This is a genomic window from Pseudomonas sp. NFPP12 (genome assembly GCF_900103205.1).
Lineage (GTDB): Bacteria > Pseudomonadota > Gammaproteobacteria > Pseudomonadales > Pseudomonadaceae > Aquipseudomonas > Aquipseudomonas protegens.
Genome location: NZ_FMWW01000001.1, coordinates 768,947 through 784,787, shown reverse-complemented (window position 1 = coordinate 784,787; position 15,841 = coordinate 768,947). Strand labels below are relative to the sequence as shown.

Here is a 15,841-nt window from a genome sequence, read left to right as displayed (position 1 = left end):
CATGCTAAAGCCCCCGCGTGTCATTTCCTGTCAGCAGTAAAACGGCCCTGCTCATCGCTGTGCATGCGTTTGCGCCAGGCTCGCAGCCAGTCGCTGCGCCGCCCCGGATACCGCTCGCCCTGTTCCTGGGCGGCGGCAATGCGGTCGGTGCGGAAGGTGCGGTAATCCTCGCGCAATTCACACCAGGCCACGATCACCCGGGCCTCGTTGAGAAAGCCCAGGGCCAGGGGCCAGACCCGGCGCTGGCTGGGGTTCTGGTTGACGTCGGCATAGTCGATCAGCAGCTTGGCCTGAAGGCGGATCGCCTGACGGAACACATTGAGCGACACCGGGTTGTCGGGGAAGCCGTAGCCCGCCGGGCCGGGCAACAGGGTCGGATTGCGCAGTGCGTCCTGGGCCGCGGGGGCCAGCACCGCGGCGATCTTGGCCATGGCATCGGCGGCGGCCTTGCTCAGTTCCTCGTCGCCGCGCTGATCGACGTAGCGCAGGCCCAGCACCACGGCCTCGGTTTCGTCGGCGTTGAGCATCAACGGCGGCAGGAACAGCCCGCTGCGCAGCACGTAGCCTATCCCGGCCTCACCGTAGATCGGCGCGCCCAGGGCGGTCAGCTCGGCGATATCGCGGTACAGGGTGCGCTCGGAAACCTCCAGCTCCGAGGCCAGGGTCGCGGCGGTCACCGGACGGCTTTTGCCCCGCAGCATCTGCAGCAGGGTGAGTAAACGACTGGCTCGCGACACGCAGGTGCACTCCGGAAAAAACACCGGCGCAGATTACCAGAGCCTCCTGACAGTTTCTGTCAGGAGGCTGGGGGTTGGCGGGACATTGCCAGGCATGGTTCTGCCAGGGTCCTGTAGCCGCTGGCGCAGGCGGCGAAGGCACTGCGCCGCAGGGTTCGGCTGGGGGGTGCCAAGCAAGGCCCTGCGGGCCTTTGCGCAGCCTCGGTGGGGCTCGGCAGCGGCTACAGGGGCCGCAAGAGCCCCCGGGGCGTCAGTAGGCCATGGTCCAGGTCAGGGTGTAGGTGCGGCCCCGGCCCTGGTAGTCGTAGAGGTAGTCCGGGCCGTAGGTCGGCGAGTAGAACAGCTTGGCGCGCTGGCCCCAGACGGTGCTGTACTGCTTGTCCAGCAGGTTCTGGATGCCGCCGCTGAAGGTGCCGAACTCGGTGTCGTGGCTGCCCAGCAGGTCGAAGGTGGTGTAGCCGTCGATGGTGTTGGGCGCATCCACGCTGTGGGTGGCGTCGATCTGCTTGACCGCGTCGTCCTTGAGGGTGAAGGCGTGGTTGCCCTGCAGGCGCACGCTGCTGCTGTCGTCCTTCCAGCCGACGAAGGCGGTGAGTTTCGACAGCGAGGCATAACGGGCGTCACGCTTGCTCCAGCCGCCGTTCTTGTTCTCCTCCTCGGAGCGCACGGCATGCAGGGTGCCGCCCAGCTCCCAGCCGTTCTGGAAGTGCCGGGTCAGGGCGCTTTCAAAACCGTAGTCGCGGCTTTTCTGGTCCTTGACGTCGATGGTCAGGGTGGCCTGGTCGGTGGTGATCACCTTGTCCGACCAGATGTAGTACAGCGCCGCCTGGGCATCCCAGTCGCTATCGGAGAAGCGCCAGCCGGTCTCCACCTGGCGGCTCTTGATCCCGGCCAGGGGGTTGTCGTCCACGCTCAGGCCCGGCTTGCCGTAGAACTTGGCCGGGTCCGGCAGATCGAAGCCCTCGCCGTAGTTGACCCACAGCTGGTGGCCGTTCTTGAAGTCGTAGATGGTGCCCAGGTTGTAGAGGTTGACCGCATAGTCGTTGCTGCCGCCGGGTACGTTCTTGAACTGGCCCACGTCCACGTCCATCTGCTGGCGCCGGTAGCCGCCGGATACCGTCAGGTTGTCGGTGGCGTGCCAGTCCAGCTGGGCATAGCCGGACAGGCCGTCGACCCGGTAGCTGGGATAGCGCGGCGCCTTGCTCTGGGTCACCAGGTCGAGGCCGCCGCTGCCCGAGGAGATGCCCTGGTCGAAGGTGCTCTGCTGGGCATTGAAACGCTCGCGGTCCAGGTCCACGCCGTAGGTCAGCTTGAACGCCTCGAACTCCTTGGCGAACAGCGCCTTGAGGCTGGTGACTTCGAAATTCTGCTGGGACGCGGCGAAGTACACACCCTTGGAGCCTGCGGGGCTGCCGCTGTTGTAGTAGGGGAACGGGAAGAAGTTGTTGTCTTCCTTGCGGTACGAGGCCTGCAGGTAGAAATCCTGGCCCAGCACGTCGCTGTGGTGGTAGTTGGCGTTGAGCAGCAGGCGCTTGGTACGCGGTTCCAGGTCGGTGGAATAGCCGCCGCGCAGCTCGGCGTCTTCCAGGTTGGACGGCGCCTTGTACTTGAGGTTGGGGAAGTAGATCCCGGTGCTGCCATGGTTGCCGGAGTCGTAGTACTGGGCCAGCAGGTCCAGGCTCTGCTCTTCGTTGAACTGCAGGGCCAGGCTGCCCATCAAGTCCAGGGTACGGTTGTACTGCAGGTCGGTCTGGGTGTTGTCGATGAAGATCTGCTTGCCGGCACCGTCATAGAACGCCTGGTTCTGCTCCCCCGCCACCGCCAGCCGGCCGCTGATGGCTTCGTTGCCGCCACTCACCGACTGGGCGATGCGGGTCGTCAGGTCGTCACTGTTGTTGAAGCCGCTGCTGGCCCCCAGCTGGGTCTCGAAGCGCGCCGGGCCCGGTTCGCCTTTCTTGGTGACGATATTGATGATGCCGCCGGTGGCGCCGCCGCCGTAGATGGCGCTGGCCCCGGACAGCACTTCGACCCGCTCGACGTTGAACGGCGAGATGCTGTCGAACTGACGGGACAGGCCCCGGGAGCTGTTCTGGCTGACCCCGTCGATCATCACCAGCACGTTGCGCCCGCGCATGTTCTGGCCGTAGTTGGTGCGCCCTTCCGGGGCCAGGTCGAGGCCCGGTACCAACTTGCCGATGGCTTCCTTTAGGCTGACCCCGGTGCTCAACTGCTCGCGCAGCTGGCTCTGCTCCACCACCCACACGGTGCCGGGAATCTCGCTGATGGCGGCGCTGGTGCGTGACGCCACGGTGACCTGGGTCGGCTTGAGGTTGAGGCTGGCGGCCGGCACGCCAGCCCGACGCAGGATCACCGTGTGCCCGTCGCTGAACGACCAGCTCATGCCACTGCCGGCCAGCAGGCTTTGCAGGGCCTGGGCCACCGTGACCTCGCCGTTGAGGGCGGTGGATTGCAGGCCCTCGACATCGCTGGTGGTATACAGCAGGCGCAGGTCGGCCTGATCGGCGAAGCGGGTCAGCGCCTGGTCCAGGGGCTGGGCCGGCAGGTTCAACGAGACCCGGCGCTCCTGGGCGCTGCCGGCCTGGCTGACCGTGGCGGCCTCCTGGGCCTGGGCCAGGACCGGGCTCAAGGCCCCGGCGAACAGGGCCTGGGCCAGTAATGTGCGGCGCATGATGTGGTGACCGCGCCCCAGTGTCGACAGCTTGAACATTGCTTTCACGTGTTCCTTCCCAGCCGGTTGAAATGACGTCAATGAGAATGATTGTCTTCTCAGTCTCACTACGACGATTTCCCCCAGGGGAACTTGCAGTGCCCAGGCAAAAAAAATTCGACTCAGTGCAGGACCGCCAGCCATGGCAGATAGGTGACGTGCAGCGGGTAGCGCTGCTGCAGGGCCTTGAGCGAGCCTTGCGGATCATGCAGGTCGAACACGCCGCTGATGGCCAGGGCCGCCAACTGACCGTCGGAAATCAGGATGCGCCCATGCTGGTAGCGCTCCAGTTCACCTATCACCTCACCCAGCGGGCGGCCGTTGAAGATCAGCTTGCCGCGCTGCCAGGCGGTCAGGCTGGCGGCGTCCACGGTCTGCTGGGCCAGCAGCGGCTGGCCGGGCTGGTATTGCAGGCGCTGGTCGGCCTGGAGCAGCACTGGTGCGTGGTCACCGCTGAACTGCACCTGCCCTTCGCGCACCACCACCGTCAGTTGGTGGCCGTCGCGGCGCACGCTGAAGGCACTGGCAGCGCTTTGCAGTTGCTGGGCCTGGGCCTGGACCACGAAAGGCCGCTGCGGGTCGGCCAGCGGTTCGAACAGTGCTTCGCCGCTGCGCAGGATCACCCGGCGCTCATCCGCCGAGTAGGCTACCGACAGCGCACTGGCGCTGTTGAGGGTGACCCGTGAGCCGTCCGCCAGGGTGATGCTCTGTTGCTGGCCGACCCCGGTGTGGTAGTCCGAGGTCAAGGCCGGCCACTGCTGCCAGCCCAGGCCAGCCCCCAGCGCCAGCAGCAGCGAAGCGGCCAGCGCCGGCCAGAAGCGCCGTGGCCGGCGCACCATGACGGGCGGCGCCTGGTGTTGCCGCGCGGTCTCGGTCTGCCCCAGGTCCCCCCACAGTTGCTGGGCCTCGGCGGCCGCTGCGGCATGGGCCGGGCTGCGCTGGCGCCATTGCTGGAAGGCCATGCGCTGGGCCGGCGTGGCGTTGCCGGAGTGCAGCAGCACCAGCCAGTCGATGGCGGCGTCTTCGAGGCTTTCGGGGTGGTCGGTCATGGCATCGGCGGCAGGCAAGAAGGAATCATTCATGGTGGACTTTCAGCCAGTCGCGACAATGGCGCAGGGCCTGGCCGATGTATTTTGCCACCATGCTTTCGGAAACGCCCAGGCGCAATGCGATCTGTGCCTGGGTCAGGCCTTCCAGGCGATTGAGCAGCAAGGCCTGGCGGGCGTTGTCCGAGAGTTGCGCCAGGGCCTCGTCGAGCACCGCCAGGCGCTCCTTGGCCAGCAGCACGGCTTCCGGTGCCGGGGCCGGGTCCACCGCTTCGGTGTGCTCCTGGCCGTCGCTGAGGTTGGCCGCCAGGCGCTGCTCGCGGCGCAGGGTGTCGATGGCCAGGTTGCCGGCCACACGGAAAATGAAACCGCGGTCGTTGTGCACCTCTACCGTCTGCGGATCGACCTTGAGCAACTTGAGGTAGGTCTCCTGGGCCACGTCCGCCGCCCGTTGGCGATCGCTCATGCGCCGGGTGAGAAACTTCAGCAGGTCGTCGTAATGCTCTTGAAAGCTGCGCAGCAGGCTGGGGGTCGGCAGCATCGGGGGGCGGTCCGCAGATCGGGGAGGCGGATTATTCCATAAAGGCAAATGAGAAACAGTATCTTTCGTATCCTTTCCAACTTGGCTTTTTCCGCCTGTTTGCCCTTCTGGCTGCGGCGCCTTTCTGGCATCCTGCGCCTCCTTTTTTCTGACCGGGTGCGCACGTCTTGTCCATGACATGGCGTTGCGGCCCAAGTCCCGTCCACTTTCCGACGTGTGCCCCCGTAGTTTTCACACGTCACTGGCAGGCCTTTTCCCATGACCGCACCCGACCGCTCCCCTCCCCGCTACAAGTCAGACCTGATCTATGGCCTCAACGACCGTCCGCATTTCAGCGCGGCGATCTTCGCCGCCCTGCAGCATGTGCTGGCCAGTTTCGTCGGCATCATCAGCCCGACCCTGATCTTCGGCGGGGTCCTGGGGCTGGAAAGCGAGCTGCCGTACCTGATCAGCATGGCGCTGTTCGTCTCCGGCCTGGGCACCTTCGTCCAGGCCCGGCGCCTGGGGCCCATCGGTTCCGGCCTGCTGTGCGTGCAAGGCACCAGCTTTTCCTTTATCAGCGTGCTGCTCAGTGCCGGCTTCATGGTCAAGGGCCGGGGTGGCGACACCAACGAAATCCTCTCCACCATCTTCGGCATCTGCTTTGTCGCAGCCTTTATCGAGATGTTCCTCAGCCAGTTCATCGGCAAGTTGCGCAAGCTGATCACCCCGGTGGTGACCGGCACCATCATCACCCTGATGGGCCTGTCGCTGATCAAGGTGGCGGTCACCGACATGGCCGGCGGCTACGGTGCCAGTGACCTGGGCGCGGCGAGCAACCTGGGGCTGGCGGCGCTGGTGCTGCTGACCATCGTGGTACTCAACCGCTTCAACCACCCGATGCTGCGCCTGGGCTCCATCGTCATCGGCCTGACCCTGGGTTTCGTGGTGGCCTGGATGCTCGGCCGGGTGGACATGGCGGCCATGCCCGAGGTGCCCCTGGTGAGCGTGCCGGTGCCGTTCAAGTACGGTTTCTCCTTCGACCTGATCGCCTTCATTCCCCTGGCGGTGATCTTCCTGATTTCCCCCCTGGAAGCAGCCGGCGACCTGACCGCCAATTCGATGATTTCCCAGCAGCCGGTGAAAGGCCCGCTGTACATCAAGCGCATCAAGTCCGGGCTGCTGGCGGACGGTTTCAACTCGGCGGTGGCAGCGGTGTTCAACAGCCTGCCGATGGTCACCTTTGCCCAGAACAACGGGGTCATCCAACTGACCGGCGTCGCCAGCCGCTACGTGGCCTACTTCATTGCCGGGCTGCTGGTGCTGCTGGGCCTGTTCCCGGTGATCGGCGCGGTGCTGCAACTGATGCCCAAGCCGGTGCTGGGCGGCGCCACCCTGATCATGTTCGGTACCGTGGCCGTGGCCGGGATCAAGATCCTCGCCGAGGCCGGGCTGCACCGGCGCAACGTGCTGATCGTGGCCATCTCCCTGGGCATGGGCCTGGGCGTGGCGGCGGTGCCGGAAGTGCTGCGCGAGCTGCCCAAGGCGCTGCACAACATCTTCGAGTCGCCGATTACCGTGGGCGCCTTCTGCGCGATCTTCCTGAACATCTTCCTGCCGGAGGAATTCCTTGAGCTGGAAGAAGACGAGTTCGATCCGGAAGCGGCGACCCTCAAGGTCATGCAAGACCCGGACATGAGCGGCAAAGCGAACTCCTGAGGCTCGCAGGCGTCTATGCTGCGAGCGCTGGTGATGGGCCCTCGGCCGTGGAAGGCTGGCCGGGGGTTTGCCAGGCAAGGCCCTGCTGGCCTTGTCGCAGCCTCGCGGGTCGGCAGCGGCTACAAGGTGCCGGCCAGCCATTCATTTCCATTGCCGACAGGTATTCCATGCGTAGATTGATCGCCTTGACCCTGGTACTGCTCAGCCTGAGCGCTTGTGCGCTGTTGCCCAATCGCGATCCACTGGCGATCAATGTGGTGGGCATCGAGCCACTGCCGAGCCAGGATCTGGAAATGCGTTTCGCGGTGAAACTGCGTCTGCAGAACCCCAACGAAAGCCCCATCGACTACAACGGCGTGGCCCTGGACCTGGAAGTCAACGGCCGCCCCCTGGCCTCCGGGGTCAGCGACCAGCAGGGGCATATCGGCCGCTACTCGGAAGACATCCTGGTGATCCCGGTCAGCGTCTCGGCCTTCTCGGTGCTGCGCCAGACCCTGGGCCTGAGCCAGACCCAGAGCCTGGACAACCTGCCCTACGTGCTGCGCGGCAAGCTTGCCGGCGGGCTGTTCGGCACCCAGCGCTTCATCGATCGCGGGCAGCTCAGCCTGAGCAACCCCGGCGCCTGGTAACTAGAACACCGACCAGCCGATACGCTGGCTGAGCAGTTCCAGGGCCGCCATGCCCACCAGCGAGTTGCCGGCGCTGTTGAGCTCCGGCGACCAGACGCAGACCGTGAACTGCCCCGGCACCACCGCCACAATTCCCCCGCCCACCCCGCTCTTGCCCGGCAGGCCGACCCGATAGGCGAAGTTGCCGGCCTCGTCGTACAGGCCGCTGGTGGCCATGATCGAGTTGACCTGCTGGGTCTGGCGCCGGGTGAGAATCTGCTCCCCGCTGTGCTTGCAGAAGCCGTCGTTGGCCAGGAAACAGAAGGCCCGGGCCAGATCCACGCAGCTCATGCGCAAGGCGCAGTGGCTGAAGTAACTGCGCAGCACCGCCTCCACATCATTGTGAAAGTTGCCGAAGGACTGCATCAGGTAGGCCATGGCCGCGTTGCGGGCGCGGTGCTGGTACTCCGACTCGGCCACCCGACCGTCCACCATCACCTGCAGGTTGCCCGACAGGCGCCGGACAAAGTCGCGCATGGACAAGGCCGGCGCGGCAAAGCGCGACTGGTTGATGTCGCAGATCACCAGGGCCCCGGCATTGATGAAGGGGTTGCGCGGCCGGCCACGCTCGAACTCCAGTTGCACCAGGGAATTGAACGGCTGCCCCGAGGGCTCGTGGCCCAGGCGCTCCCAGATCGCCTCGCCGGAATGACCGATGGCCTGCACCAGGCTGAAGACCTTGGAAATGCTCTGCACCGAGAACGGCGTATCGGCGTCACCGGCGCTGAACACCTGGCCGTCGTTGCCATACACGGCAATGCCCAACTGATTGGCCGGCACATCCGCCAGGGCCGGAATGTAATTGGCCACCTGGCCTTGTCCGATCAGGGGGCGGACTTCATCGAGAATCTGGTTCAACAGGTCTTGCATGTTCTGGCTCATTACCGATACGACTGCGGGGCTATGGCAGCTAGACGCACGCCAGGGCCGGCGCAGCACAGTCCACCGGCAAATGCCCCCCCTGTAGGAGCTGGCTTGCCAGCGAAGGCGGTGCAAGGGTTTCTGAAGATGTCACCCAAGCCGTGGCGAATTCTCCAGCAAGGTCCGGGTGTAGATGTGCTCGGGCCGGTCCAGCACGGCGTCCACTGCGCCCTGCTCCACCACCCGTCCCTGCTTGAGCACCAGCACCCGGTCGGCAATGGCCCGTACCACGCCCAGGTCATGGGTGACGAACAGCAGGGTCAGGCCTTCGTCTTGCAACTGGCGCAGGAGCGCGAGGATCGAGGCCTGTACCGAGACGTCCAGGGCCGAGGTGACTTCATCGCAGATCAGCAGTTTGGGTTCGCACACCAGGGCCCGGGCAATCGCCACCCGCTGTCGTTCGCCCCCGGACAGGCTGTGGGGATAGTGGTCCGCCAGGGCCGGCGACAGCGACACCCGTTGCAGCACCGCATGGACCCGCGCCCTGGCCTCGGCCCCCCGGATGCCGAAAAAGTGCTCCAGGGGTGCGCTCAGGGTCTGGTACAGGGTGTGCCGCGGGTTCAGCGCCCGGTAGGGGTTCTGGAAAATGTACTGGATCTGGTGCCGCAGCCCTTTGCTCCGCTGCCGGGCAGACAGGCTCAGAGGCTGGCCGGCATACCGCACCCGGCCTTCGGCGTGCTCGCCAAGCCCGGCCAGGGCCCGGGCCAGGCTGGTCTTGCCGGAGCCGGACTCGCCCACCAGCGCCAGGCACTCCCCCGCCACCACTTGCAGGCTGACGTCGAACAGCACCTGGCGGTCATAGGCCAGGTTCAGGCCCTGGACCTCCAGCAGCGGCCGTCGTTCGCTGCCGGACACAGCCGCCTGCACCGCCACCACGGGCGCCGGCATGGGCAACGCCTGCCGATAAGGGTCGATACAGGCCACCTGGACATCAGCTGCAAGCCCTTGCAGCAACGGCTCGCCCGCTGTGCATTGGGCACGCTGGCGCGGGCACCGGGGCGCGAAGGCACACCCCGCCGGCCGCTGCCCCGGCGCCGGGGCCTGCCCAGGTATCGCCAGCAGGGGCCGGCGCTGGCCGACATCGGGAATCGCCGCCAGCAGGCCCCGGGTATAGGGGTGGGCCGGCTGGCGAAACAGCGCCTCGCGGGAGGCGCTTTCGACGATCCGCCCGGCGTACATCACCAGCACCCGGTCCACCAGGTCCTTGATCACGGCCAAGTCGTGGGACACATAGATCGCCGCCACACCCAGGCTTTTGCACAGGTGGCGCAAGGTGCCGAGGATGTGCGCCTGGGTGGTCACATCCAGGGCCGTGGTGGGCTCATCGAGCACGATCAGCCGGGGCCGCAGGACAAAGGCCAGGGCCAGCATCACCCGCTGCTGCTGGCCGCCGGACAGCTGATGGGGAAAGCGCCGCAGGAACTCGCGATCCGCCGGCAAGCCCACATCCTTGAGGGTGTCGCGGATCCGCTGCTGCCGCCCTTGGCGGTCCAGGTGCGATGGATGCACCGCCAGGGTTTCCTCCAGCAGGTCGGCAATGCGCAGCGCCGGGTTCAGGGCGGTGGCCGGGTCCTGGGCCACATAGCCGATCAGGCCGCCCCGGGCCCGGCGCAGGTCCTGCGCCGAGAGGTCCAGCAACGACTGCCCGGCCACCTCGACCCGCCCTTCGACAATCCGCGCGCCCCGCCGGGCATGGGCCAGCAGGGCCGTGGCCAGGGTGGTCTTGCCCGAGCCCGACTCCCCCACCAGGCCAAGAATTTCCCCCGCGGCCAGGCTGAAGCCGACCCCGGACAACACCTCCACGCCACCCGCCAGTTCCACCCGCAACCCCTCAACCTGCAGCACCCGGGCCTCTCGGGTCACTTCCACCACGGCGTTCATGGGCCTTTCTCCCCGATCCGCGCCTGACTGCGGCCGATGCCCTCGGCGAGGATGTTGGTGCCGTAGGCGAACACCCCGATCAGCAGCGCCGGGGCCAGCACCGCCCAGGGCTGGACCAGCAGCCCGGCCTGGTTCTCGTTGATCATCAGCCCCCAGTCGGCGGCCGGCGGCGCCACCCCATAGCCGAGGAAACCCAGCCCCGACAGCATGCCCACGCCCCAGGTCAGCATGTTGCCGAAGTGCACCAGCAGCGGCGTGAGGATGTTCGGCAGGATTTCCCCAGAGAGGATCCGCCAGCGCGAATAGCCCATCATCTGCGCCGCCTCGACGAACTCCTGCCCCGCCACCGCCACCGCGCTGCCCCGGGCCAGGCGCACCACCCCGGGGGTGAAGGCGATGGCCACGGTGAGCACGATCAACCAAGGCGCGCGCCCTAGCATCGAAACGATCAGCAGCACCAGGATCAGGTCGGGAAAGGCCAGGGAAACATCCGCCAGCCAACTGATCAACGTGTCCAGCCGGCGCCGCGAAAGGCCGGCCAGCAACCCCAGGGCGCTGCCCACCAGCAGGGCGATGGAGGCCGCCGCCAGGGACATCCACAACACCGACAGGCCCCCGCTGAGCAACCGCGAAAGCACGTCGTGGCCAAGAAAGTCATGGCCGAGCCAGGCGCCGGCAGCGGGCGCGCCGTACACCGGGCCCAGCATGTCGGTGCTGCCATGGGGCGCCAGCCAGGGCCCGAACAGCGCCAGCAGGACCACCAGCAAGGTGATGAATGCACCCTTGCGGGTTTGCGGTTCGCCCAGCCACAGGCGCCAGCGGGAAATGCGTAAGTCGTTCATGGATAGGTTCTCATGCCGCAGGTTCAGGGAGCCTTGGGCGCCGAGCGGCGCCACCAGGGCTGGAGGCCTCGTCGGTTGCGGCGGATCAGGCCGGCCCGCCGCGCCGTACGCAACTTGGGGGTCAGCAGCACCGTGGCCAGGTCTGCCAACAGGTTGATCAGCACCACCCCCAGGGTGATCACCAGCACGATGGCCTGGATCATCGGCAGATCGCGCATCTGGATCGCCGAGTTGAGGGCGGTGCCGATCCCCGGATAGCTGAACACCACTTCCGCCAGCAGGGCCCCGCCGATCAGGGTGCGCAGGGTCAGGGCCAGCCCCTGCACCGCCGGCACCAGGGCATTGGCCAGGGTGTGGCACCAGACGATGCGCCACTCAGGGATGCCCCGCAGCCTCGCGGCGATCACGTAGTCCGATTCCAGGGCCTCGATCATTGCCGCGCGCACCATGCGCGTCAGGTAGGGCAAGGCCGACAGGCTCAAGGCCAGCACCGGCAGTACCAGGAATTGCAGCTGGCGCCACAGTGCCAGCTGGGGGTCGAGGATCGACACCGCCGGCAGCAGGTCCATGTGGGGCATGGAAAACAGCAGCACCAGGCCAATGGCCAGGAGAAAACCCGGGGTAGCCTTGAGGAAGATCAGCAACGACAGGCTCCAGCGGTCCAGGCGGCTGTCACGACGCAGGGCCAGGGTCACCCCCAGCAGCAGCGCCGCGGGCACCACCAGCGCGATGACCCCGGCCAGCAACGCCAGGGTGTAGCCCAGGCGCGCGAAGAGGACGTCGGCCACAGGCGCGCTGGAATCCAGGGACTGCCCCAGATCGCCTTCCAGCGTCTGGCCCAGCCAGTGCAGGTACTGCTCGAGCAGTGGCCGGTCCAGCCCCAGTTGCCGTTGCAGGGTGAGGATGCTTTCCAGGGGCGCGTCGGGGCCAAGGATCACCCGCGCCGGGTCCGAGGGCAGCGCCTGGGTGGCGATGAACACCACCAGGCTGATGACCCAGGCCGTGAGCAGGCCGTAGCCCAGGAGGCCGACGAACCAGGACAGCCAGGCCGGGGTACGGGGCGTGTTGCGGCAGGTGTCAGGCATGGTTCAACCACATTTCGTCAAAGCGCCAGGAGGCGAAGGTCGTCTGTTCCGGCACCAGCCCGCCAACCCGCACCGAGGCCGCGTCCAGCACATCGTTGAAGCCCCAGATCAGCAGCCCGCCGCGCTGGTGCTGGATGGCCTGGGCTTCGTGCACCCATTGCCGGCGCAGTTGCAGATCGGGCTGGGCCAGGGCCTGCTGGTACAGCTGGGTGAATCGCGGGTCGTGAAAGTTGCTGCGGTTGTAGATGGCCTGGGGAGCGTCGTTGTGCAGCGCCGAGGCAAGAAAGCCCCGGGCCGGCGTGGCCCCGGGCGACAGCAGCCACTGTTCGCGCTGGGGGCCGTTGAACACCGAAGCGTCAACCTGGGTCACCTTGACCTCGACCCCGGCCCTCTTCGCCTGCTGGGCGAACACCAGCGCCGCGTTCACCCCCGGGCCCGGGGTGGTGGTCAGCTCCACCCGCAGGTCGCTCTGCCCGGCCTGACGCAACAGCGAACGGGCCTGTTCCAGGTCATGGGGCCGCTGGGCAATGCCGTGGTTGTAGGTGGGGTCGTGGGGCGAATACAGGTCATTGGCGACTCGGCCGAAACCATTGAGCCCACGGTCCACCAGCTCCTGGCGGTCGGCCAGCAGGCGGAACGCCTGGCGCACCCGCACATCCTGGAACGGCGCCTTGGCCAGATTGAGGTTGAAGCCGGTGAAAGAAGTACTCGGCGAGGCGTAGAAGCGCAGCCGCGGATCGGCCTTGAGCAGCGCGCTGTGCTCGGCCTGTACGCCGCTGGCCACGTCGATCTGCCCGGCCCGCAGCGCCGCCGCCCGCGACACCTGGTCCTTGAACTCGATGATCTCCAGTTCGTCGGCGTAGGGCTGGCCGGGCTTGTAGTAGTTCTCGAAACGGCTGTACAGCGAGCGCTGGCCGGGAATGAAGCGCTTGAGCCGGTAGGGGCCGGCGCCCACCGGGTTGGTCTGTGGGTGGTAGTCGGTGGGCACTATGGCACCGAAGCTGATCAGGGTTTCGTCCAGGGGAAAGAAGCTCTGGCCCTGTTTGAAGCGGATTTCGATGGTGCGCTGATCGAGCTTGCGCAGGGCCTGGCGATCGATGGCCCCCACCAGCCCGGCAAAGGGCGAAGCCAGTTGCGGGTCGGTCAGGCGCAGGATGGAAAACAGCATGTCGTCGGCGCCGATGCTCTTGCCGTGGTGGAACTCCAGCCCCGGCTTGATGCGGATGGTCCAGACGCTGGCGTCGGCATTGGGCTCGGCGAACTCCGCCAGGGCCAGCCGGGTGCTGACGTCCGGGTTCCATTCCCAGAACTTGCTGTACAGCGCCCAGCCGCGAATGATCCCGCCGCCCACCGGTTTGTGGGCGTCGAGATTGCCGGACTGGTCGCCATCGATGATCCCCACCCGCAGGCGCCCGCCGCGCACCGGGGTGCCGGGCAGCAACGGCGCGGCACCGGGCGCTGCACCGTTGTCACAGCCGCTGAGCAGGCTGCTGCCCAGCAACAGGCCGCCACCGGCGGCCAGGGAATGGCCGAGGAATACCCGGCGGGAAAATGCCTCGCTCATCGCTCGCTCCTCAGGCCTGCTCGGTGGCCTTGGCCGGTTGCCTGGCCGCCAGCGTCGCGCCCAGGCGCGGCACCTCGAAACCGTGATCCAGCTCCAGCAGCGGGAACAGCAGGTCGGCCACCCGGTGGGCCTCGTCGATCAGCGGAAAGCCCGAAAGGATGAAGGCCGAGGTGCCCTGCTCTTCGTATTCGCGAATGCGCTCGGCCACTTGCCGCGCGCTGCCCACCAGGTAGGTGCCGGCGGCGGGCCCGAGAATGTTGAAGCCGAACAGGCTCGGGCCGAGCCAGACATTGGGGTAGATCTCCAGGTCCCGGGCCTTGGGCAGGCGGCCGGTGCGGATCGCCTCGACATTGCGCTGGATCTGCGGGTCGTCGCTGTGGAAGCTGTCCAGGGTTTCCCCCGGCGGCAACTGGCGTTCGATGGAAGCCCGGGCGGTCTGCAGCGAGGTGCGCTGCAGCAGTTTCTCGGCGTGGGCCCAGGCCTCCTCCTCGGTTTCCCGGACGATGATCTGCAGGCGCGTACCGAAGCTCAGCTCACGGCCGATCTTCGCCGCCTCGGCGGCCACCTTGCGGAATTTCTCGCCGAGTTTCGGCGGCGTGTCGGCAAAGCTCAGGTACACATCCAGCAACTGCACCGAATGGGCCACTCCCGGGCCGGAGGTGCCGGCGCCCCACAGCGGGATGCCGGGGCGTTGCCTCGGCGCGTGCCAGCCGCCCAGGGGATGGCCGGCCGCGGCCGGCGAGCGCGGCGCCAGCTTGACGTAGCGGCCGTCGTAGCCGTCGGTGTCCCCGGCATAGAAGCCCTGGAACGCCCGCCAGTACTCCAGGCTGAAGTCATAGCGCTCATCGTGGGGATAGTGCACCCCCAGGGTGGCCAGCCCGGCGTCACTGCCGTTGACCACGTTGAACAGCAGGCGGCCGTTGGAGAACTGATCGAAGGTCAGCGCCCATTTGGCCAGCACCGCCGGCGACAACTCCCCCGGGTGCTGTGCCACCAAAAAGCGCAAGCGCTGGGTGGCATCGATCAGCGCCGCCGAGACCGCCAGGCTTTCATTGGGGCTCGAACCCAGCAGCGAACCGTAGTAGCCCAGGCGATCGCTGGCCACCGCCAGTTGCTTGAGGTGCTGGAAATCGGTGTTCCAGCGCCCTTCCGGCTCCCAGGGATAGGGGCCGTCGGGGGTGGTGAGGTACCAGAGAATCTTGACTGCCATGTAGCTGTTCCTTGAATGATTGAAGCCAGTGCAGCCATCGCTGCCCCGCCCACCGCCGACCCCCACCGCGTAGGAGCCGGCTTGCCGGCGAAGAGGCCCTCAAGCCTTGTATCGCCCTTGCGGGCGCTTTCGCTGGCAAGCCAGCTCCTACAACAGCTCCGATAGCCGCTGCCCGGGGGGCGGCAGGTCAGCTGCGGCGGTCGATGGCGGGCACCAGGCCCAGTTCCGTGGCGCGCTCGTACAGGCCGCTCATCTTCCATTGCTGGGTCAGTACGCCTGGGCCATAAGGGCGGGAGCCACCCAGGGCGTCGGCCAGCAGTTGCAGTTGCGCGCCCTCTTCCAGCAACAGGATGAATTCCGCCGTGGCCCGCAGGCCCTGCTTGCCCCATACCGTGGAGCCGCCGTTGGCTTCGAGAATCGCCAGGTTGAAGGGGTTCTGGGCAATGCTGTCGAGGATGAAGTCCACCTCGGGCTGGCGCCGGTCGATGTACACCGGCAGCTCCCGGGCCAGCTGGTAGCGCTGCACCGGCACATAGTGGAACGGCAGCGTGCGGTGGGTCTGGGCCCAGGCTCCCAGGTACGGCGAATGCACATGGGACACGGTGGTGATGTCGGCATGCTGCTGGAACAGCTTGGTATAGCGTCCCAGGCCGCCCTTGCCCTGGCCCAGGATCACCTTGCCGGCAAAGTCGGTGACCGTGGCCTGCAACGGTTTGCGGTAGTTCCACGGGCCGCCGTAGTTCACCGACACCAGCAGTTCCTGGCCCGGTACCCGTTCGATGAAGCCCACGGTGCCGTTGGCGGTGATGGTCCGGGTTTCGCGGAACACGGTGAACGCCTGTTCGGCCTCCAGCAGCACCTGATCGATGAAGGCCTGCAGTTCCTGGGTAATGGGTTGTTCGTTGATCAATACGGTCATG

At 66.8% G+C, this 15,841-nt stretch carries 12 protein-coding genes and 1 pseudogene; 2 read left to right on the top strand and 11 right to left on the bottom strand.

The genetic code is table 11. From position 1 onward, the window contains the following. Positions 1-20: 20 nt before the first annotated feature. The 4 genes and pseudogenes from BLS75_RS03390 to BLS75_RS03375 all read right to left on the bottom strand — a co-directional run. Positions 21-737 (bottom strand): helix-turn-helix transcriptional regulator, encoded by a 717-nt coding sequence (locus BLS75_RS03390; RefSeq protein ID WP_015635716.1) that lies wholly within the window; start codon positions 735-737, stop codon positions 21-23. Between the two features lie 250 nt (positions 738-987). Continuing rightward, complete coding sequence (locus BLS75_RS03385; protein WP_072450260.1) at positions 988-3,465, bottom strand: TonB-dependent receptor; 2,478 nt, start codon at positions 3,463-3,465, stop codon at positions 988-990. Between the two features lie 122 nt (positions 3,466-3,587). Next, positions 3,588-4,547: a FecR family protein gene (locus BLS75_RS03380; protein WP_041118335.1), complete on the bottom strand. Its 960-nt coding sequence runs from the start codon at positions 4,545-4,547 to the stop codon at positions 3,588-3,590. Positions 4,548-4,554: 7 nt separating this feature from the next. Continuing rightward, positions 4,555-5,052: pseudogene (locus BLS75_RS03375) on the bottom strand (RNA polymerase sigma factor); the annotation flags it as partial. A 258-nt stretch (positions 5,053-5,310) separates the two neighbouring features. Between BLS75_RS03375 and BLS75_RS03370 the strand changes: the two are divergent. Beyond that, the gene (locus BLS75_RS03370; protein WP_011061444.1) at positions 5,311-6,750 is read left to right on the top strand and encodes a nucleobase:cation symporter-2 family protein; all 1,440 of its coding nucleotides are present in this window, start codon (positions 5,311-5,313) and stop codon (positions 6,748-6,750) included. A gap of 167 nt (positions 6,751-6,917) precedes the next feature. Beyond that, complete coding sequence (locus BLS75_RS03365) at positions 6,918-7,379, top strand: LEA/WHy family protein (RefSeq protein ID WP_011061445.1); 462 nt, start codon at positions 6,918-6,920, stop codon at positions 7,377-7,379. Here BLS75_RS03365 and glsB read toward each other — a convergent pair whose 3' ends face one another. The 7 genes from glsB to BLS75_RS03330 form a co-directional block, all read right to left on the bottom strand. Then, positions 7,380-8,288, bottom strand: coding sequence for a glutaminase B (gene glsB / locus BLS75_RS03360; protein WP_011061446.1), 909 nt, complete (start codon positions 8,286-8,288; stop codon positions 7,380-7,382). 141 nt (positions 8,289-8,429) lie between these two features. Further along, positions 8,430-10,220 (bottom strand): dipeptide ABC transporter ATP-binding protein, encoded by a 1,791-nt coding sequence (locus tag BLS75_RS03355; protein ID WP_072450259.1) that lies wholly within the window; start codon positions 10,218-10,220, stop codon positions 8,430-8,432. After that, entirely contained in the window at positions 10,217-11,062 is an 846-nt protein-coding gene (locus tag BLS75_RS03350; protein WP_072450258.1) for an ABC transporter permease, read from the bottom strand. Before BLS75_RS03350 ends, BLS75_RS03355 begins: the two co-directional genes overlap by 4 nt. Before the next feature lie 23 nt (positions 11,063-11,085). Then, positions 11,086-12,147 (bottom strand): ABC transporter permease, encoded by a 1,062-nt coding sequence (locus BLS75_RS03345; RefSeq protein WP_072450257.1) that lies wholly within the window; start codon positions 12,145-12,147, stop codon positions 11,086-11,088. Further along, positions 12,140-13,711 carry an ABC transporter substrate-binding protein gene (locus tag BLS75_RS03340; RefSeq protein WP_072450256.1) on the bottom strand — a complete coding sequence of 524 codons (1,572 nt, stop codon included), beginning with the start codon at positions 13,709-13,711 and terminating at the stop codon, positions 12,140-12,142. The genes BLS75_RS03345 and BLS75_RS03340 overlap by 8 nt, the downstream gene beginning before the upstream one ends. 10 nt (positions 13,712-13,721) lie before the next feature. Further along, complete coding sequence (locus BLS75_RS03335; RefSeq protein ID WP_072441744.1) at positions 13,722-14,921, bottom strand: LLM class flavin-dependent oxidoreductase; 1,200 nt, start codon at positions 14,919-14,921, stop codon at positions 13,722-13,724. A 187-nt stretch (positions 14,922-15,108) separates the two neighbouring features. Next, on the bottom strand, positions 15,109-15,840 hold the full coding sequence (locus BLS75_RS03330) for a class II aldolase/adducin family protein (protein ID WP_072450255.1): 732 nt from the start codon (positions 15,838-15,840) through the stop codon (positions 15,109-15,111). Between the last annotated feature and the right edge of the window lies 1 nt (position 15,841).